General features: G+C 28.5%; 12 protein-coding genes and 2 pseudogenes. 9 read left to right on the top strand and 5 right to left on the bottom strand.

Annotated features, from left to right (window positions below; translation table 11 throughout):
• Window positions 1-34: 34 nt before the first annotated feature.
• The 9 genes and pseudogenes from CLMAG_RS25335 to topB all read left to right on the top strand — a co-directional run.
• Window positions 35-247 (top strand): annotated as a pseudogene (locus tag CLMAG_RS25335) (PD-(D/E)XK nuclease family transposase); the annotation flags it as partial.
• A gap of 1,343 nt (window positions 248-1,590) precedes the next feature.
• Window positions 1,591-2,196 (top strand): recombinase family protein, encoded by a 606-nt coding sequence (locus tag CLMAG_RS25330; RefSeq protein WP_066629342.1) that lies wholly within the window; start codon window positions 1,591-1,593, stop codon window positions 2,194-2,196.
• 235 nt (window positions 2,197-2,431) lie between these two features.
• On the top strand, window positions 2,432-3,400 hold the full coding sequence (locus CLMAG_RS25325) for a Hachiman antiphage defense system protein HamA (RefSeq protein ID WP_066629340.1): 969 nt from the start codon (window positions 2,432-2,434) through the stop codon (window positions 3,398-3,400).
• Entirely contained in the window at window positions 3,375-5,453 is a 2,079-nt protein-coding gene (locus CLMAG_RS25320; protein ID WP_066629330.1) for a DEAD/DEAH box helicase, read from the top strand. The genes CLMAG_RS25325 and CLMAG_RS25320 overlap by 26 nt, the downstream gene beginning before the upstream one ends.
• A gap of 385 nt (window positions 5,454-5,838) precedes the next feature.
• Window positions 5,839-7,857: an AAA family ATPase gene (locus CLMAG_RS25315; RefSeq protein WP_066629319.1), complete on the top strand. Its 2,019-nt coding sequence runs from the start codon at window positions 5,839-5,841 to the stop codon at window positions 7,855-7,857.
• 354 nt (window positions 7,858-8,211) lie between these two features.
• A complete protein-coding gene (locus tag CLMAG_RS25310; RefSeq protein ID WP_066629317.1) occupies window positions 8,212-10,371 on the top strand; it encodes a hypothetical protein in 2,160 nt (719 codons plus the stop codon).
• 46 nt (window positions 10,372-10,417) lie between these two features.
• A complete protein-coding gene (locus tag CLMAG_RS25305) occupies window positions 10,418-12,409 on the top strand; it encodes an AAA family ATPase (protein ID WP_066629315.1) in 1,992 nt (663 codons plus the stop codon).
• Complete coding sequence (locus CLMAG_RS25300; RefSeq protein WP_066629312.1) at window positions 12,393-13,310, top strand: hypothetical protein; 918 nt, start codon at window positions 12,393-12,395, stop codon at window positions 13,308-13,310. The genes CLMAG_RS25305 and CLMAG_RS25300 overlap by 17 nt, the downstream gene beginning before the upstream one ends.
• A gap of 384 nt (window positions 13,311-13,694) precedes the next feature.
• Window positions 13,695-15,377 (top strand): annotated as a pseudogene (topB, locus tag CLMAG_RS25295) (DNA topoisomerase III); the annotation flags it as partial.
• A gap of 40 nt (window positions 15,378-15,417) precedes the next feature.
• On the opposite strand, the gene CLMAG_RS25290 reads toward topB, so the two are convergent.
• The 5 genes from CLMAG_RS25290 to CLMAG_RS25265 all read right to left on the bottom strand — a co-directional run bounded on the left by CLMAG_RS25290 (window position 15,418) and on the right by CLMAG_RS25265 (window position 20,750).
• On the bottom strand, window positions 15,418-15,639 hold the full coding sequence (locus tag CLMAG_RS25290) for a helix-turn-helix domain-containing protein (protein ID WP_066629309.1): 222 nt from the start codon (window positions 15,637-15,639) through the stop codon (window positions 15,418-15,420).
• Window positions 15,640-16,038: 399 nt separating this feature from the next.
• Window positions 16,039-16,947, bottom strand: a complete 909-nt coding sequence (locus CLMAG_RS25280; RefSeq protein ID WP_066629303.1) for a uroporphyrinogen decarboxylase family protein — start codon at window positions 16,945-16,947, stop codon at window positions 16,039-16,041.
• Window positions 16,948-17,039: 92 nt separating this feature from the next.
• Window positions 17,040-18,863: an ASKHA domain-containing protein gene (locus CLMAG_RS25275; protein ID WP_066629301.1), complete on the bottom strand. Its 1,824-nt coding sequence runs from the start codon at window positions 18,861-18,863 to the stop codon at window positions 17,040-17,042.
• 242 nt (window positions 18,864-19,105) lie between these two features.
• On the bottom strand, window positions 19,106-20,083 hold the full coding sequence (locus CLMAG_RS25270; RefSeq protein ID WP_066629299.1) for a uroporphyrinogen decarboxylase family protein: 978 nt from the start codon (window positions 20,081-20,083) through the stop codon (window positions 19,106-19,108).
• 34 nt (window positions 20,084-20,117) lie between these two features.
• Window positions 20,118-20,750, bottom strand: coding sequence for a corrinoid protein (locus CLMAG_RS25265; RefSeq protein ID WP_066629297.1), 633 nt, complete (start codon window positions 20,748-20,750; stop codon window positions 20,118-20,120).
• Between the last annotated feature and the right edge of the window lie 10 nt (window positions 20,751-20,760).

Raw genomic sequence — 20,760 nt, 5'->3', positions numbered from 1 at the left:
GAACAGTGAATGAGTTTTTGAAACAAAAGCTTTATACTGCATCTATTTATTAAAGTTCAATATGGATGATGGGGAGGATTACTTACATGAAGTTCAATTTAAAAATCAAAGAAATAATGCTGTTAACGATAATATCACTAGCTTTTATATAGAGACTGAAAAGTTTAATAAAGTAGAGGATAAATTAATTACAAATCTTGATAAGTGGATTTACTTTATAAAGAATTTAGAGATAGTGTGTTTCTAAAAGTATTTGAGAAAGCTAAAGTATAGAGATGAGAATGAGAATTTTAACAATCATGTTGGTAGTAAGATGATATTGTTAGGGGGAGTGCAGCCTCTTTATATAGATACTCGTAGTATCCATATATTACTTTTCAATACATGACACAAATATGCCTATTATTTTCAGTAATTTAAATTATATTTTAGAATTAAAAAAATAATAATGGGTAAGAGTAACTAACTGATTATAAGCTCTTACCCATTATTTTATTAATTTATGTGAAACTTATGGCATATCCATATCTATTAAAAGATTGTATCTCTTGTTAATAGATATGGGGTTGATTGGATCCTGACCCTATTCTTATTTTTTTGAAAGGTATAGGATTACCAAAGCAACTAGGATTAAACTCATAAATGCTAATATAGCATAAAACAATGTATTCCTATTTGCCATAAGTCTCACCTCCTATGACTTATTATAAAATGATATTTACATATTTAAGTGTATAACAATAAAGATTAAAATGAAAGAGTTATTTAAAACTTTGCTTTGTATTTTTATATACTATTTTATTTATTAATTTTGTTATTATATTAAAGTGATATGCAAAACACTGAGTATATGTTGTTCAGGCACTGATTTTACTAGTTTTATGCTCAAAACGAAGATTAGATATTTTTAGAATCTAAATAAAATTTAAAGTTACGTTTGTATTTTGTATATACAACCTTTGTATGAATGCTTCTAGGAATGAAGACAGCTTTAATCTAAAATATTTATTAATTTTTAAAATATAATTTATACTAATAGCCAACGGTGTAGTTATATTCTTTTAAATTTTAATTTACAGTCATTAATTATTTTATATTGAAAAAAGCCACTATATCCTCATGGAGCTGCCGTAATCCATTGTTAATACTATTTTTTATATAGAATTGATTTAATAAAGAATTTTAAATAAACCTTTGTCTGTAAATTAAAATCTATATAGGTACATAATTATCAAGTATTTTGTAGGTATTGGCAATCGGAAGCTATCTTAGTAGTTGAAATTGTATATTTTAAAATCTCTTTACTATATATCCATGCTTATTTATTAGTATTTAATTTAAAATAAAAATTAATAAAATTATATTCTTCAACAACTAAAAAAGTTAGTAATGTATTTTTCTCTTTCTATCTTTAAATACTAAGTTTATATATTTTAAAAAGTATACTTTTTGAAATATACATTATTTTTTAATTTATGTGTTTCAAATATACCACAAATTGATATAAGGGATATTTCAATTATATTGTTGTATTTTTGAAGCATATATCATAAAATTAATATATAAGTTATGGATTAGGTGGTATATTTTATGAGAAATTTTTTTTATGGCAGAGTAAGTACAAAGGATCAGAATCCAGAAAGACAAATAGATGCTGCAAAGGAGCTCAATATAGGTGAAGAATATATCTTTATAGATAAAGCAAGTGGGAAAGATTTTAAGCGTCCAGAATATCAATTATTAAAGCGTATGCTTAGAGAAGGTGATATACTGTACATAAAATCACTTGATAGATTAGGTAGAAATAAACAGATGATATTAGATGAGTGGCAGGATTTAATAAAAATCAAAAAAATAGACATAGTCGTTCTAGATATGCCACTACTTGATACGACTAAATATAAAGATATGAATGGTTTAGAAACATTAGTTACTGATTTAGTTTTGCAATTGTTAAGTTATATGGCTAAAGATGAAAGAGTAAGAATAAAACAACGTCAAGAAGAAGGAATAAGGATTGCACTTAACAAAGGAGTTAAATTTGGTAGGAGAAAAATAGAATTACCAATTGAGTTTGAAACGGTATATAAAAAATGGAAGGAAGAAAAAATAACAGCAGTACAAGCCATGAAAATGCTAAATATGAAAAGAAATACTTTTTATAGACGCGTTAAGGAGTTTGAAGCAAATATATAATTTTTAATTTATATCTAGGAAAATAATTAAGGTAGCAATAGTTGCTGCCTTTTGTCTTTTTTAGAAATAAATAACTTGGATTATGTTAGAAATGAAGGAATTTAACATAATTTGTAGAAGTTATTTTATATTAAAAATAATTAAGCTGTAATATACTTAATATCTATCATTGTAGGTATGAAAAGTATAAAAGATAATATAGGCTTTTAAAAATCAACTTTTAGGAGAGGGAAAAGTGGTGAAGGTAATTAAATCTACAGTACCAATTAAAAAAGATAGATATGATGACTTTGATGTGTATAGCTATAGTGATAGGTATTCATTTATTCATATTGAGTTAAAAGATACGCAGAAGTTTTATGAAAAGATATTTGAGTATTTTTTTGATCAGGATAGACTTATAAAGTACGCTGAGGGTAAAACTGGTATTAAGTTTAGTAGTACAAAAAGAGATTATACAACGCTATTTAGACATCTAAAATTATATATAGATGATTATAATGAAGCAAAAACTATTAGTGATTTAGAGGAAGATCTGAAAGAGATATTATTAGATGAGGATTTAATTGAGGATGAAGGCTCTGGAGTATTTTCCATTAGATTAGATAAGATAGGGAGGATGGGAGAGTACTTCTTTAGTTGCTTATTAAGCGAATATTTTAGATTTGATTGTATTATTCCAAAAGTTCATCTTACATCTGACCCTAATATGAGTGTATATGGAATAGATACTATGTATTACAATTCAGAAAATGATGAAATTCTTTTTGGAGAATCTAAATTTAGTAAGTCTCTGTCGAATGGCATTGGTCTAATTAATACATCATTGAAGACATATGAGCAGCAAATGAAAGATGAGTTTCTATGCATACTAAGTAGTAGATTTTTAAGCTCAAATTTAAATATATTTACAGAAAAGTATGGAGAATATGCGGAAGTATGCATTGATATTTATGAATTTATTCAAGAAGCTAAAATAAAATCTATAGGAATACCTATATTTATAGCACATGGGAATGAGAAGAAAAAAGAAGAGATAATAAATCAGTTATCTAAAATAAAGAAAATCAATTTTTGGGGAATACCAACGACGTATTATTGTATATCATTACCTGTTATTAGTAAGGCAAAATTAGTTTCAACAATTACTGTTAAGATAAGAGAGAGGATGCAGTACTATGAAAAGCAAAGAAAATGCAATTAAAGATGTTCAATTGCTTAGAGAAAGATATATTAGGAAACTTGATGAGGCTCAGAATAAGACACAGATGATAAGAGAGTTAGTAGATGACTTATATGCCTTGGATTTAACAGTATACTCCAAAGACTATTCATTAGATTCTGCTCTATATAGTGCTTTGGCTGAATCATATATAGATAATAAAATATCATTGCATCCAGGTCAATTATCAATATTAAACGAAATAGAAGAAAATGATGCACTAATAGTAAGTGCACCTACAAGTTTTGGAAAGACATTTTGTATATTTGAGTATATTGTAAGGCATAATCCTAAAATTGTTGTTTTAGTCGTACCAACATTAGCATTAATTGATGAGTATTTAAAGAAGATAGTTAAAAAATATAATGATAAGTTTTCAGAGTACAAAATACACACTACACTAGATGAACAGAAAGATTATGATTTTAATAAAAAGAATATATTTATTTTAACTCATGATAGGGTAGTCAAAGAAAGCTTATATACAATATTTAAAAGGATAGATTTTTTAGTTATTGATGAGGTATATAAACTTCAAATGGATATAACTGATGACAGGGTATTGGTTTTAAATATGGCATACTATCATCTTTCAGAAATAGCTAAAAAGTACGTTTTATTGGCACCATTTATAGGTTCTATAGAGGATATTGATGATTTGAATAAAAAACCTAAGTTCTTTAAGTCAACATATTCTCCAGTTGTTAATGATGTTAAGGTTATTAGTATATTTGATGACAAAGACAGATATAAAGAGTGTAAAAAGTTGCTTGACAGTTTTGATAAATCTGATAAAACTCTTATTTACTTTCCTACAGTATCTGGAATATATAAGTATGTTAATGATATTCTTAAGGATGAGCCTATTCTGAAAAAGCTAGATAGTAATGCGGAAAATTTCATAAAATGGGCGAAAGAAGAGATTCATGATGATTGGTGTTTAGTTAAGGCTTTGGAAAGGGGGTATTTAATTCATAATGGACAGATTCCAATTGGAACAAGGTTATTTCAGCTAGATTTCTATGAAGAAAGTGAATTGTATAATATTTTACTTTGTACATCGACATTACTAGAGGGTGTTAATACTACAGCGAAGAATATTGTAATTACAAGACCTTCAAGAATATCCGAAAAGTACGATGAAAAGTATAATTTCACAGCATTTGATTTTTTTAATCTTGTTGGCAGTACTGGTAGGTTAAACCAGCACTTAATAGGAACAGCATTTTATTTGAAAGGTGAGAATGATCCCAATTTTATAAAAAATGATGCTGTAAAGAGTATTCGATTTGAGATAACTGATACAAGTAAAGATGTAGATATACAAAAGGGAAATATAGATGCACATAAAGATGTACAAGATTTTTTAAATAAGTTAGATATAACTTTAGAGGAATATTTATCAGAGATTGGCAGTCATCTTAGGTTTGATACTGTATTAATGATATTTAATCAATATTTGCAATATAGGAAAGAGTTGTTCAATGAACTTAACTTTTTCTTGATGAATCCGATGAACGGAAGGTTACATTTAGTACAAATACTTTATAAAATAACATCTAAAGAATACAATGGACTATATGCAAATATTATTAGTAATTTATTGAATAAAACAAGACCTAAGATAAAGAAAATAATAAATAACACCAAAAAGTATTTCCCTAGGATTGATATTAATTATATTATTGCTACAACCATTAAAATGAAAATGAGTTATATAGAAAATGATTTTTATACTAGGGTAACATTAGTAAGATTTTTCATGGAAAAAGAAAAAACAAGTAAACAATTACTAATAGAGATGTTGAATAATAAAGTTATTGGTGCTATTGAGCAGTTATATTTCACTTCATCAAAACATAAAAAAATGCTTATAGATTTGGGAATATATGAAAGAGATGTTGATAAAATAATTAAGATTATAGGTGATGATTTCGATGATACAGTGGAATTAAAATTGAGATTAGCCAGAAATCAACATAGATTTAACAAATTAAGCTTTATTTCAAAATATATTATTGGTAAGCTAGTTTAATATATATATATGTTCGAATTATGGTAATACGCATTTAGTAGTTAGAAATATAAAAATACTTTTGGCACATAATTATAAATTAGTTAGTAGTAAAAGCTGTTCAACTTAATATACTTATTAGAAAAAAGACTTAAGTACATAAAGGACATTCAATCTGATGTAGGTTGAATGCTTTTTATTATGGGTAAATTGGCGTATAATGTAAAATATGATATTATTTAATTACAATGAATAAAAATATATGAATGAAAAAATGTGTCAGTTATGATGTTTTAGTGGTAATTCAAAAGGGATAACGAGTGTGAAGAAAGCAAGGGGAGGGTTGAAGTTGGAGAAAGATTATAGTAATGAAATGTAATTATAATTAGGATAAGAGGAGTTTAATATGGAAATAAGAGAAATTCAAATAAAAAATTTCAGATCAGTAAAAGAAATATCTATAAATAACATTACTAAGATAATGGGATTTCTTGGAAAAAATAATTCGGGAAAAAGTGCAATATTAAATGCAATTAGAATGTTTTGGGGAGAGCTTGAGTTAACAGAAGATGATTTTCATAAAAAAAGTGATAATATTGATTTAAAAATATCGTTTGAAGTTAATGATAAGTATATAAATAAACTTATTCTAGATAGTAAATGGGGGATAAATAAATTACCAACTACAGTTGAAGAATATAGAAAATTAAAGGAAACATTGGAGACAGAAGGCATAAAAAATGCACGGGAATACAAAGAAAAAATTAAAGCATTAAGTCAAATTAATTCTCCAAAAGAGTTAATAGAATCAAATCCAATAATACATAAGGTTTGGCTTGAGTGGATAAAAGAAAAGTTACAAATAAAGGATAAGTGTTTACAAATAATATGTAAAGTACAAAAAAAGACAAATGATAAGAAAGGTTCTTTTGATAAAAGTTATTTAATTGGAGAAAACAAAATTAGTGATATAGAAAGAATATTTCCTAAATTAGCATTTGTTGATGATGACAGAAATTTTACTGAAGAAGAAAATGGAAAGGCAAAAACTATAACATCTAAAATTTTTGATAGATATATTATGAGTAATGCTCAAAATAATAATGATAGAGGATGTGAATTAGGTAAAGCATGTAAGTCATATGATGAAATAGCATGTACAAAATGTGTAAAGTATTTAGAGGAGAAAAAAGTAAATGAGTTATCTTTAAGGGATTTAGAATTATTAATTAAGGAAAGAGTAAATAATTCTTCAATAAATATTTCTGATAAAATAAGCTCATATTTTAATACCAATTATAAAGATGGATACAAAGTATTTATAGAAGCAAATGCAAGTATTGATAAAGCATTTTCAGTAATTACTAAAATATATGATTCTAACTTAAATAAAGAAATCGAGTTATCTAAGGTGGGGGCAGGAGTTAGAAGTATATATATACTTTCACTATTGCAAGCATATCATGAGTTAAATAATGAAAATGATATTTTGTTTATTATAGAGGAGCCAGAAATATATTTACATCCATCTTTACAAAAAGAAATGGGTAAAATATTAAGACAAATATCGATGAGAAACCAAGTTGTTTTTTCATCACATTCACCATTAATTATTAAAAATTGTGATATGCATGAGATTAGGGAAGTGAAATTGGAAAGTTCTGAAACAAGTGTAAATGAAACAACGCTGGAGCATATCATTGATGAATTAGGGTATTCCACATCAGATATTATAAATAGTGAATTTGTAATTATATCCGAAGGAAAAGATGATAGGTTAAGATTAGAAAAGATAATAGAAAAATTTTATGATGTAGATATGAAAAAGATTTTAATTTTAGACTCAAATGGATGCGATAAAATAGAAACTTACGCTACTTTGAAGTTTTTACAAAAGACATATTTAGAAGATGATTTTGTAATAATAAGGGATTCAGACACGGCAGAAAAAAGTGCATTATTAGAAAATTTGAGAAATAGTTTCAATGAAAATATAGGAAAAGAGTATTTTGAAAGGATAAAGAATAAAATACTGATATTAGACTATAGTTCTTTAGAAAATTATTTTTTGAATCCTGAAAAATTAGTATGTATACATGCAGTAAAATCAGAAGATGATTTTTATGAAAAAATTGAAAAATACATTAATACGAGTGAAGAACAAATAAAGAAGTATATAGAGAATCACAATAAAAAATTCCCAGAAAAGGCTAGGTTCAAAATTGATAGTATTTATAATGAAACTAGCATTAAAGAAAGAATAGAAGATATAAAAAAATATGTTAGAGGACATGAGCTTTTTGGTATATTTAACAAGTTGAAATCTAATATACACCAATATATTGAACTATCTGATAATAATGATTTTAAAGAGATTTTAGATCATCTTAATAAAGTACCTTATTTTCAAGAAAAAAGGAGATAAGTTATTTTAATAAATAAATATGAACTCTTATGACAGTGTGATAGTAGAAAGAAGTATAAAAATGCTGCGGAAAAACTTTGAAAAAATTTATGTGGGTGTAATCTAAAGTGGTATAATGAGGTTTTTTATTTAATCTACTAAAGGGAAAGGAAGTAAACAAAAAAATTCTTTATATTAACAATAAGATAATTAAGTGTCAAAAGAATATATGAGAGAACAACAAGTATTGAGTATTATAAAAAATACATATCTCAAAGAAAACCTAACTATAAAATAACCAAGATTCTATTATAATATATAAACGATATATGTAGTGTTTTTAACAGTAAGTTAAGTTTTAGAACGGAGGATATTGTGATAAAAGAATCAGAATTACAAAAACAGATACTAGATAAAATAAAGACTAAAGGATTTTATTCATTAATTAATAATCTTGAGTTAATTGATGATTTACTTGATAAGAGGAAGCTTGATGACTTTATGCCAAATTTATCTTTAGATTATCTGTTGAAGTATAAGTATTTAGAATCAGCAAAATTAATTTTGAGAGACTTAGACAGTGAATTAGAATTTATAAATGGTGAACAAATAAAAAATATATCGTTAAACAAAGATGAAAAATTATACCCTGATATAGTATTATATAATCAGTCAACTGAAAAGTATATTATTTTAGAGTTAAAGAGGAGTAATATTTCAGAACGTCAGGCGATTACAGAGTTATTAGGTTATAAACTTGAGATAAAAAATCATCTTCCGTTTATAAGTGATTTGGACATCCATTTGGTAGTTATATCAACTGAATTTAACGCTCTTTTAAAGCACTCTGTAGCTTCATTAATACTAAGTGATATTCCTGTACTATGTTTAAGGCCAAATTTAGAAGGTGACAATTTTAAGGATTTTGAGATAGTTGAGATAGATAGTTGGACAAATACAAACTACCCTGTACTAAACATGGAAGCGTTTAGTGGATATACTTTATGCCTTTATGAACATAATTTCGATAATAAACTCAATGACGACAAAGTTTTTGATTTAATAACGATATCCATAGACTATTTAAAATCTAAAGCTAATAAGGCTGGTAGTCATGGATTTTGTGTGGCTTGGAAAAGTATTAACAAAAAAAGCCTAGCTAAATTTTCAATTTCGATTTTTACAGTTAATCCATATAATATATTTTATAACTCAAGAATTAGTTCTAATAGTAATTTTGATAATCCTATGACTGAACATATTGAAAATTGTATTAATAATTATCAAACACATAGTATTGCAACTTCTTCTATTTTTGACATTTCCGGTGATATGATTGAGTTTTTAAAAGAAGAATTAAATCCTGAATTTGAATTCCCGTGTAATTTTAGGGGATTTAGAAATTACTTATATGATAACGGCGAGGCTGTAATTTGTGATTCTTGGGGAGAAATTGGAGAGTTTATAAGGATGATGTACAGACATCCAAATGTAAAAAGATTTATTGGAAATAAGTACTTTGGAAATCAAAATCCAGTAACTTTTTTTCGAATATATGATCTTATGACACAAAACTTTACTTTTTCTAAGGGCTTTGATAGTTGTGCAGATTTTTTCAAATTTGGAATTCAAGTAGGGTGTATACTAAGTATATTGAGTACTATATTGAGTAACAAACGTCCAATACCTCAGTTTGAAAATCATTTATACTGGCGGATGCTTGATTTAGTTAATACATTTCAGGAAATTGCTATTACATTTAATGATCAAACTGGATACTCAAATCCGCCACATGCAAAATTTAATGTTAAAAATAGAAAGAAATTAATAGAAACTCTTAATTCATTCATAGATTGGTTTTCGAAGGAAATTAATCCTAAATCCCCTGCAATTAGAATGTTTAATTATGGACTTAGATATCATATTATTTTTGATAGTTATACATATAGTAAATTTGATCGGGAGCAAATACTATTTCTAGAAAACGAACTTGTAGAAGAGGTATACCCCTACTTTTGCAATCTACTTAAAGACATGATAGATGGAGGGTATATAAGTACAGATTCTAAGGTTGTTGAGATGTTATATAAAATATGGTGCGATTTAGAGATGGAAGATTTTAATTGTAATCCCAACCAATTAATACGACTTTTTATAGATATAAATAGGGAAGAATTATTTTCATCTTTGAAAAAATTTGATAATGGATATAAGATTGAGTTAATGAGATTGCATTTTTATGATTTGTTAACTCATGCGAAATCCTTTGTTAAAACAAAGTTTGAGGAAGATATAATAAATATTATTAAAAGATTTGATGTTAAGTGGTTAATGAATTGTATTGAACAGTCAAAGAAAAACAATGAAAAAGTATTCATAAATGTCAATGATAATGGAACCGTTGAAATAGCACATTCTCAAAATGAAACAATTATAAGTTTTATTAATAGTCTTGAAGAAGACGAAGTTCTAATACGTCAAGAGGGGTTTGTAGAAATACTTAGAAAAGAAAAAATAAGTGATTTATTAGACTAATTAGTAAAGCTGTCAATTTATTAAATGAAAAAAGTTGGTGTTATATATGGAACTAATTTATGTATATGTTAATAAATTTAGAAATATTGAAAAGCAAGAATTTAAGTTTTCAAATAAGTTTAATATATTTTTTAATAATGTGAATGGTAATTTGGAGATATCAAAGAATAACGATTATTTTGATATGTTTAAATATGATAAAAAAATATGCAATTTTACTGTAATCGTTGGAAGAAATGGAGTTGGCAAAACAAATCTTTTGGATGTAATTGGAGAATTCAAAAATATGCATACAAGGATTGAGAATAAGGATGATTCCTATTTTCTAATTTACCTTTATAGCAATGATAGGTTTGTTGTTGAGGCGATAAATATCAATTTGTTCAGTGAATGTTTCGATAATAGTTTTAATACATTTTGTTGTTCTTTTATGATAATAGATAATAAATTTTGTAATTTCAATATTATTCATCGTAATGATGAATTTATAGATAATAAATTTGATTATAAAGCTGAAGAATATTGTTGCGTATATTTTAGCAGAAATTCTAGAGAAGCAAGTGATACGAGGAATCCTAATTTCTCAAATTGGTTAGGGTTGGAGTTAAACAGTCCTTTTTTTAAGTATGCATTTCTATATAGGCAATCATTTACTAATTATAATAATAATTTCTTTGCCATATATTCTTTTTTAAATCATATAGGAGATTCAAATTATTTTGAAGCAAATTTACATCCAACAGTTTGTTTAGTATTAGGTAATTCATTTAAACATCATAATGCGCAAGGATATGTAGCAAAGTCAATAAAGGACATACCTGACAATGAATTTAAAAAGTTAACCAATAAGCAAAAGTTTATTTTAAATATTTTATACTATTTAAATTTAGTTTTCGCATTCGAATTTATTGATAACTCTAAAGAAGAGTGGGATGATGTGTTAATAGCAAAAAATGAAAAAGTCAAGATAGATTATAGTCAGAATTTATTTAAGAGTTATATTAAATATTATTTGGAAATATATTCATCCCTAGTTAATGAAAGTAGAAGGCTTATAATTAAGGAGTATAAAACACATGAACACGATAATCAAAGAAGAGGTGACTTTATCGAACACTATAATGATATGGCTTATTATGTAAGTAATTCAGATACTTACGCCAAGATGGCTAATCTCCTTAATGAAATATACAAATCTCTAGAAGGAATAGAAGATAAGTTTTTTGTTGATGAAATTAGGTTATGTGTTATAGATAAGGATTGGACGGAGTTGTCTGAAAACTATATTGTTAAAAATAATATAGAAAATGTATTAAATTTATTAGATGATGCTCAAGTGGTTCCATTATGGAATTATATTGGGACCATACATTTAGATATACAAAATATAAGTGAGGGAGAGAAACATTTAATAAATCTCATCGGAGGACTATGGAATTTTAATAAATCAGATGGTGTAAAAGAGATTATTTTCTTATTTGATGAACCAGATTTGTCGTTACATCCGGAATGGAATAGGAGATTTATAAACGATATGATTGGGATGATTTCATCCATTTCTACTTTGAAAAAATATCAGATTATTATCACAACGCATTCTCCTTTCGTTCTTTCAGATTTGCCTAGAGAAAATATTATTGCACTTAAATCAGATGAAAAAGGTAAATGTCAAGTAGAAAAAATTAAAAATAATACTTTTGCAAATCACATACATACTCTACTATCACAAGATTTTTTTATGGATAGTACAATAGGAGAGTATGCTAGAAAGAAAATAAATGAAATTATTAATTACATAAACAGTACTCATCTAACTAATAGAAATCAAGCTAATATAGATAAAGAAAAGATTAATTATTACTTTGGCATAATTAACCATATAGGAGATGAATTACTAAGAAAAAAATTAATAAATATGTTTGTTAACAATGAAGATTATTCTATAAGAAGAAAGGCTATTGAAATGCAAATAAAAAATCTTCAAGATGAATTAAAAATAATTAATTTTAACGGAGAAGATTATGATACAGATAATTAATAGAAATTTGCAACCACTAATTGAAAATCATTGGAATCATATTGAGAATCATTTTAAAAACCATACTAATTCTATTAGATTTGAGGATATAAATCGATTATGCATGAAAATTGAACCTGGATTTTCCTTTGAAATGCTCATAAAAGCTAATTATCAGAAATTGCGATATATTAAAGAAAAAATATATCCTAGAATAAAAAAAATACCGAATTATAATAAGTGTAGTGAGAAAATAAAAGCAGTATATAATGATAAATTTTCAAAATCAAATAGTCATATAGGTGAGTATAATTATAATGCGATCGAATTTGTGGATAATCTCGATATATCAGTATGTCCATATTGTAATAGAAACTATATAGACACACGAGAGTATAATAATGTAAAAAAGTCTGGATGCCAAATTGATCATTTCTATGATAAGTATAGTTATCCATTACTAGCATTATCTTTTTATAATTTGGTTCCAGTTTGCCCATCGTGCAATCATACAAAGGCAACTAAAGAATTTTTTGTTTCACCATTTGATGAAACTAAAAAAACAGACGATATTATTACATTTGACTGGGAACCAATAGATTCTGATTATCTTCAGAGTAAAGATGATGTTAAATTAATATACAAATGTGACATGGAAATGAAACACCAGTTTGAAGAATTAAAGCTGGAGAAACCATATAAAATGCACAATGATATTATTTATGAAATTATAAAAAAAACTCAACTTTATAATAATATAAGATTATTGGAGTTAAAGGAAGATTTCCCAGGTATTCCATTTAATCAGGAAGAAACTATAAAAATTTTATTTGGAGTATATTTAGATAGCGTAGATTATTTAAAAAGACCATTATCAAAGTTAACATATGATATTGTTAAAAAGGAGGTATTTAACAAATAGGATAAATTCATAGAACACCAATTTCTATGCTATTTGAAAATTAATAAATACACAAGATATTTTTGTATGGTCAGCCTATTTCATTAGGTAAAATTATAAATTTTTATTGTAAATAATTGCGAACCAATGGTCATTAAAATTTATTTTAATTGATTTACCATGTAAATTATAAAAGGTCTAAATATATATAATAGATGAGCAGGAAATAACAATATTTTATAATGTGTAAAATTCAATTTAGTTATTATATATAATTTAATAATTAAATTGAATTTATACAGTAACAACTAGAGTTGTTTTCTTAAAAAACTATTTAATAAAACATTTGAAACCTTTATATTACTATGTTTGACTAGTTTTCTTAAATTGTAAATAGATACTTAATTAATCGGTTTAAATATTACAAGAGCTCTTACATGTAAGCATAATGCACAGCTTACAGCAGGACGTGTACAGTCTGCAACCTTAGCTATGATAGTTAATAGAGAAGAAGAAATAAAGAGTTTTAAGCCTAAGGATTACTTTGTTATAAGTGCAAAGTCAAAGGGCTTTACACTTCAATGGAGAGATAAAAATAATAATAGTAATATTTTTGATGAAGATAAGGCAAATAAAATATTAGCAGCTACTAAAGGAAAAGAAGCTAATGTAGTTGATGTTACAGAAAGCTATAAGAAGCAGCATGCTCCAGCTCTTTATGATTTGACTGAGCTACAACGAGATGCTAATAGAATTTTTGGATATTCAGCTAAGCAAACCTTATCTATAATGCAAAGATTATATGAAAACTATAAAATATTAACTTATCCTAGAACAGATTCAAGATATATCTCTACAGATATAGTGGCTACTCTACCAGAGCGTTTAAAAGCAATTTCTATAGGTAGTTATAGACCAGCTGCAAGTGAAATATTAAAGGGAAAGATAAACGGTCATAAAGGCTTTGTAGACAACAGCAAAGTAAGTGATCACCATGCCATAATCCCTACAGAAGAAACAGTAAAATTGTCACTTTTAAGTAGTGAAGAGAAGAACGTTTATGACTTAGTAGTAAAAAGATTTTTAGCTGTTATGCTGCCTCCTTTTGAATACTTGCAAACAACTATATTTGCAGACATTAATGGAGAAAGCTTTATAGCAAAAGGTAATGTTATAAAGTCAAAGGGATGGAAAATGGTATATGACAGAGCTAGTGATTTAACTGAGGATGAAGATGAAAAGGAAAACCAAGTTCTACCTGTGGTTAAAAAAGGTGACAAACTGAATATAACAGCAGTTGAAAGTAAAAAGTTAAAAACTAAGCCGCCAGCAAGATTCAACGAGGGGACTTTGTTATCCGCTATGGAAAAACCACAGAAGTATATAAGTATAGATAAAATACATGCTAAAACCCTTGGGGAAACTGGAGGAATAGGAACAGTAGCCACAAGAGCAGATATAATAGAGAAGCTATTTAATATGTTCTATTTAGAGAAGAACGGAAAAGAAATTATTCCAACTTCAAAGGGAAAACAGCTTATAGAACTAGTACCGGATGAGCTTAAATCTCCATTGTTAACAGCAGAGTGGGAGTTAGAATTAGAGCTTATTAGCAAAGGTAAGAAAGATCCTAGAGCATTCATAGATAGAATGAGAAAATATGCAGCAGAATTAGTTGATGATGTTAAGGGAAGTAGTGACAAATTTAAACACGATAACCTTACAGGTAAAAAGTGCCCTGATTGTGGTAAATACATGCTTGAAGTTAAAGGTAAACAGGGCAGAATGCTTGTGTGTCAAGATAGAGAATGCGGCCACAGAGAAAATTTAGCTAGATTAACTAATGCAAGATGTCCTAACTGTCACAAGAAGCTTGAACTTAGGGGACAGGGAGAAGGACAAATCTATGTCTGCACAACATGTACCTTCAGAGAAAAAGCAGCATCTTTTAATAAGAGATTTGATAATAAAGAAGGTAAGAACAGTAAGAGGGATGTAGCAAATTATATGAAAAAAATGAAGCAAGAAAGTGAAGCACCTATGAATTCTGCCTTGGCAGAGGCTTTGGCTAAATTAAATTTAAAATAAAAAATAAGGCAGGGTCAAGTTAAAGACCTTGTCTTATTTTTTATTCATCAAATAAATCTTCAATACTAGTATCTAAGGCAATTGCAATTGCCTTAATCTCGTAGTCTAGAAGTTCTCTAGTTTGGTGTTCAATTCTAGGTATATTTGATCTATCCATATTTATTCCTTGCACATGAAGGCGAGCAGCAAGTTGTTCTTGTGTTATGCCTTTTTGCATCCTAATTAGACGAATTTTTTTTCCTGTAATATTTTTTTTATTCATATCTATCATCCTTAAATAAAAAATATATGTATTAATTTTAAATGAAAGAAAATACTAAAATGTGAGGTTATCTTACATTGGTTGAATTTTTATTTATTTTGGTTCATCAGTAAATTTTGTGATTTAAAAAATATTCCATTATTTTCATTAGTAAAAGCATATCAAAAAGGTGGAAAAAAATCCGATATCCCTTTAGTATTTATTTTGCGAAACAAATCACCAAAGGAGGAATATCGGATGTTACTACCCATTGATTTTATAGAAAAATTGATTGGTTTGCAAGATATAAAGTTTACAGTTTAAATATCGGTTCTTGTAAATAATTTCTATTTTAGCTTGATGACATAGACCCCTGGGGTACTTGCGAGGGGAAATTCCTGAGCTTATTACTTTAACAATTCACTCCAAAGTCCGGTATATTGCTGTCAATCCTTCTATATCAATACCTTCATAGAGCCCACAATTTGTTCCTAGTATGATTCCGTTTCCAGTGGAGAGGCTTTGTATAGAAGCTGAGAAGTTTTTCAAAAAATCTACATCATGTGCACTGTGTGTGTTTTCAGTATCGATATGTCCCCACAGGCATAGCCTATCGCCATATTCCTTCTGTAAATCAACAATGTCCATACCGCATCGTTGTTCAATGCATTGAAGCCCCTGTATACCCATATGGATTAAATCAGGGATAATTTCACGGTAATTGCCATCCGAGTGGTAAAAGACTGGAAGTCCCAGATGTGTAATTTCTTCAACTTGTTTTGCCAAAGAAGGCAAAAAATATTCTCTCAAAATATTGGGACTTGCTAATAGTCTATGCGCATAAGCGATATCATCTGCCAGTATTATTCCATCTATACCCTGATCCGCTGCTTGTTTGATTATGGCAATATTCAGTTTTTCAACCTGTCTAATAAAGTTTTTCAGGTCGTCAGGAGATTCTTCTGGAAGTGTTAGAAAATCCATGAGGCCATATATCCGTAAGCCTGTCTCAAATGCACCGTCAATTATTGCAAAGGTAAAAACCGAGGTCTGATCAGCCCATTTTTTAATATCGGGCCATTCATATTCATCTGCTTCTGGTAATCTATTCTTGTCATGTGGAAAAATCGGTGAAATAGTAAAAATGTCAAGACCGAGCCTGTCGATAAATGCAAGTTTTTCTTCAAATCCAATTTTACTGCAATTCAATTCACGGCAAATAATAGAATCAGTAATGCAAAGCTCTCCTTTAGGAATCCTGTCTGTTTTCTCACGCCTAATTGTTCTTAGTACTCTTTCACGTTTGCTATAATGGCAATATTTATCCATAAAGTTCTTTGTCGCCCCCCTCTAGACTTGTATCTCTTTATTGTTCCAAATGTGTGTCTAATAAACAATTTCTGCATCTGTCACCGAAGATATTAATCCAGTATCATAGAATTTATAAAATATTCCTGAAAATCTTTTCTTTTTGATAACTCTATATATGTGGTTTTATTAATAATATCTACTGCACTCTCTCTTATTCCTTTTGATAGCAAATATGTTTTAGCTCCACCCCCTGCACAGTTGCCAACAGATTCAATCTTACCCTTAAGCTCTTTGGGTATCATGCCTATAGTAGCAGAACTTTCTTTATCCATATAGTTACCAAATCCACCGCCAATGTACACTTTTTCTATTTCATTAAAGTTTATGTTCTTTTCTTTTAAAAGTATTTTGATACCAGCACATACAGCAGCCTTTGCTAATTGAACTTCTCGTACATCCTTTTGTGTAAAGGTAATAATTTCATTATGTATACTATTTTGTACTAGAATAAACTGTCTCATATTATCTATCTCAACAATCCTATTCTGATACTCCTTGTTTTCCACTTCGTCCGCTCCAACCATTCTACCTGATTCATCTAATATTCCAAACTTCACAAATTGTGCAACAGCATCCAACACTCCTGAACCGCATATTCCGCAGGGTTTTTCATTTCCTATTGTTTCATATATTTTATCCCTTGATAAATCAACTTTGCTTATAGCTCCTTTTACGGCACCAATTCCATACTTAATATTTGTACCTTCAAAAGCTGGTCCAGCAGCCGTAGAGCAAGTTACTACTTCGTTTTTATTGCCTAGGGCAATTTCTCCATTAGTTCCAAGGTCTAATAATAATGAGTATTTTTCTGAATTTAACATACCACAGGATAATATACCAGCAGTTATATCACTTCCTACAAAAGCTGATATACCAGGAAGTAAGCTTACCATGCCTTTAGTATTAATTCCAATATCCTTAGCTTCAAGCTCAAGTGCCTTTGTAGCCACTGGAATATATGGTGACATAGTTATATTTTTACATGGAAGTCCAAGTAGTAGGTGAATCATAATAGTGTTTCCAACAATAACTATATCATATATGTTATCTTCACTTATGTTGTTTTTTTTACATAACAGTTCTATCATATCATTAAGCTGACTTACAATATTATCCTTCAATATACCTAATCCCTTTGGATTCTCAATAGTAAAATTTATTCTTGAAACCACATCAACCCCATAACTTCTCTGGTTATTAACTCTTGAATCTATATCTATTACTTTCCCATCATTTAGATTTAGTAAATAGATTACTATAGTAGTTGTACCTATATCTACAGCCAGTCCATAGTTTTGTTGTAAGCAGTTACCCTTTTCTAAATGTAAAAGACGATTCTTATAAAGTGATGCGGTAACATTAAAATCAGCTCCCCTTAACAAATCGCTTATTTGAGGTAAATATTGTAAACCAATGAGCAAATCATCACTTTCACAAGCATCACTTAGCCTTCTATAATCATCTCGTTGATCATTAATGGATGGTTTTTCAATTGCTAAATACTTTTTCTTCACTACAGTATCTAGAGTATATTGCTGTTCTGTCCCATTTATTAATACTTCCATATCCTTATTCTTTTCTAAAAGTACTATTTCTACATCTTCATTTATAGTCAAATTACAGGATAACCTAAATTCACTTTCTAACTCTTCTTTAGTTAAATGTTTTATATCAAGTGGAGTAGGTTCCTTTAATCCTTTTACTACTTTAACTTTACATTTTCCACAAATTCCTTTTCCATTGCAGGGACTATCTATAAATATTCTGTTATCCATTAATACATTAAATAAATTTTCACCTGGTTTAACCTTTATAACATCTTTACCCTTTTGTGAATTAATAATAAGTTCAAATTTTTTATTGAAAATATCCATATAATTCCCCCCTGTGAAGTATCTTTCTTTAAGTATAATTATATTCTACTTGAATATACATAATTTAAGTTTCGGAATATAGGAGTTCCCTACACATTAGATAATAAAATGAGACTGGTGCTTGACCTTGTAACAAATGAAGAACTCTTAGTAATAAAAAACATTTTGAATTAATTTATTTCTAACATTAATCCAAAATGTTTTCTATTTACAACAAAAATGTTTTTTCCAAGTTATCTACCTTAAAACATTTTTTTACTCATTTCATCTATTGCATTACTTACTGTCTCATATACATTTGGGAAGTACCCCTTAGGTAAACCTGCGGTGAGGCATGGAATAAAGTATTTAGTTCCATTAGCTTTGCAAGCTTCTTCTACATGTTTAACACAATTTTCAGGCGTCCAATCCGGAAAATCAATCATACCGCTGTGAAGTCCTCCCATAAATGAGATTTTTCCACCATACTCCTTGATCAATTCAGGAATGTTATTAGTGTTCATAGTACCTTGCCAAATATCGATGCCCATTTCGATCATATGTGGAACTAAGTTAGCTGCATAAGAATCGCTATGGTGAACTATCAATTCAACACCATTGGCTTTATAGTAACCATAGATCTTTTTATAAGCTGGAAGAAAGAACTCTTCAAACATTTCAGGAGACACAAAAGAGTTTTTTTGACTTCCCCAGTCATCATGGTGGAAAATACAATCTGGATGAATTTTTTCAACTAGCACTTTTGCAAAATCCAACTCATACTGTGTAATGGCATCAATTAACTCATGCATAGCTTCAGGCTCTTCATATAAAGCCATTAATGCATCTTCCATACTCATAAGATTATGTGTCATTTCAAAGACACCTGGAGCATAGAAAGGTGCTACAAATTCCTCGTTACGGTCCACAGAATTAGCATGAGCAATAGCTGGAGCCCAAGCTTCATCGGAAGTATTAATTTCAGGAATTTTAACGTATTTCTTCCATTCAGTAACATCCTTTAAAACTTTGTGTTCGTTATCATGCACAGGGAATGCACCAAGTTGATCTTTTGGCCATCGCCACGTTACCCCCCAAGTATCTATCCAACTACCACCGTAATTTGAACTAGCTCTCGCAGGAACTTCCAAAATCATATTCATAAATTCATATTGATTAACAAAACGATCCGGATTCCCACCCTTAATCGTTTCCAGTAAATTCTGTCTTTTAGTTAACATACATCAATACCTCCCCATATTGTTTATGATATATTTATGCTGTTGCAAATTCTTTAGCCTTAACTGCAGCACTACCTGCATCAGCCGTATATGCATCTGCACCTATTGAAGCCGCAAATTCAGCTGTTACAGGAGCACCACCAACCATTATCTTGAATCCTTCTAATCCACTTTCTCTTAAAGTCTCAACTGTTTTCTTTAAAGCTGCCATTGTTGTAGTAAGAAGTGCTGAACATACTACTACTTTTACATTTTCATTTTCCTTAACTGCTTCAACAAATTTAGTATCAGGTACATCTACGCCAAGGTCTACTATTTCAAATCCAGTACTTTCAATCATCATTGAAACTAGATTTTTTCCAATATCATGTAAATCACCTGCAACTGTTCCAATAATACATGTTCCTAAAGAAGATGAAGCGCCGCTTGCAAGATGAGGTTTAAGCACTTCTACACCTCTTGACATTGCTTTTGCTGCTATTAGCATTTCAGGTACGAATATTGTTCCTGCGGAGAACTTATCCCCTACAACACCCATTGAGTCAATCATAGCTTGAAGTATATCTTCTGCTTTGCTTCCCTCATCTAATGCTTCTTGCACCAATCCTTTTATAAGTTTAGTTTTACCTGCCTCTACATTAACTTTTACTTCTTCAATTTTAGCCATTACATTTTCC

Origin of the sequence: Clostridium magnum DSM 2767 (assembly GCF_001623875.1) — a bacterium.
Taxonomy (GTDB): Bacteria; Bacillota; Clostridia; order Clostridiales; family Clostridiaceae; genus Clostridium_AM; species Clostridium_AM magnum.
The sequence above is the reverse complement of the archived record's forward strand: the minus strand, read 5'-3'. Positions and strand labels throughout refer to the sequence as shown.

Bases quoted from the DNA above. Each gene is read 5' to 3' on its own strand.
- CLMAG_RS25275 (WP_066629301.1), bottom strand. From the start codon at position 18,863: ATGGATATTTTCAATAAAAAATTTGAACTTATTATTAATTCACAAAAG.
- CLMAG_RS25320 (WP_066629330.1), top strand. From the start codon at position 3,375: ATGAAAAGCAAAGAAAATGCAATTAAAGATGTTCAATTGCTTAGAGAA.
- CLMAG_RS25290 (WP_066629309.1), bottom strand. From the start codon at position 15,639: ATGAATAAAAAAAATATTACAGGAAAAAAAATTCGTCTAATTAGGATG.
- CLMAG_RS25330 (WP_066629342.1), top strand. From the start codon at position 1,591: ATGAGAAATTTTTTTTATGGCAGAGTAAGTACAAAGGATCAGAATCCA.
- CLMAG_RS25300 (WP_066629312.1), top strand. From the start codon at position 12,393: ATGATACAGATAATTAATAGAAATTTGCAACCACTAATTGAAAATCAT.
- CLMAG_RS25305 (WP_066629315.1), top strand. From the start codon at position 10,418: ATGGAACTAATTTATGTATATGTTAATAAATTTAGAAATATTGAAAAG.
- CLMAG_RS25315 (WP_066629319.1), top strand. From the start codon at position 5,839: ATGGAAATAAGAGAAATTCAAATAAAAAATTTCAGATCAGTAAAAGAA.
- CLMAG_RS25270 (WP_066629299.1), bottom strand. From the start codon at position 20,083: ATGTTAACTAAAAGACAGAATTTACTGGAAACGATTAAGGGTGGGAAT.
- CLMAG_RS25280 (WP_066629303.1), bottom strand. From the start codon at position 16,947: ATGGATAAATATTGCCATTATAGCAAACGTGAAAGAGTACTAAGAACA.
- CLMAG_RS25265 (WP_066629297.1), bottom strand. From the start codon at position 20,750: ATGGCTAAAATTGAAGAAGTAAAAGTTAATGTAGAGGCAGGTAAAACT.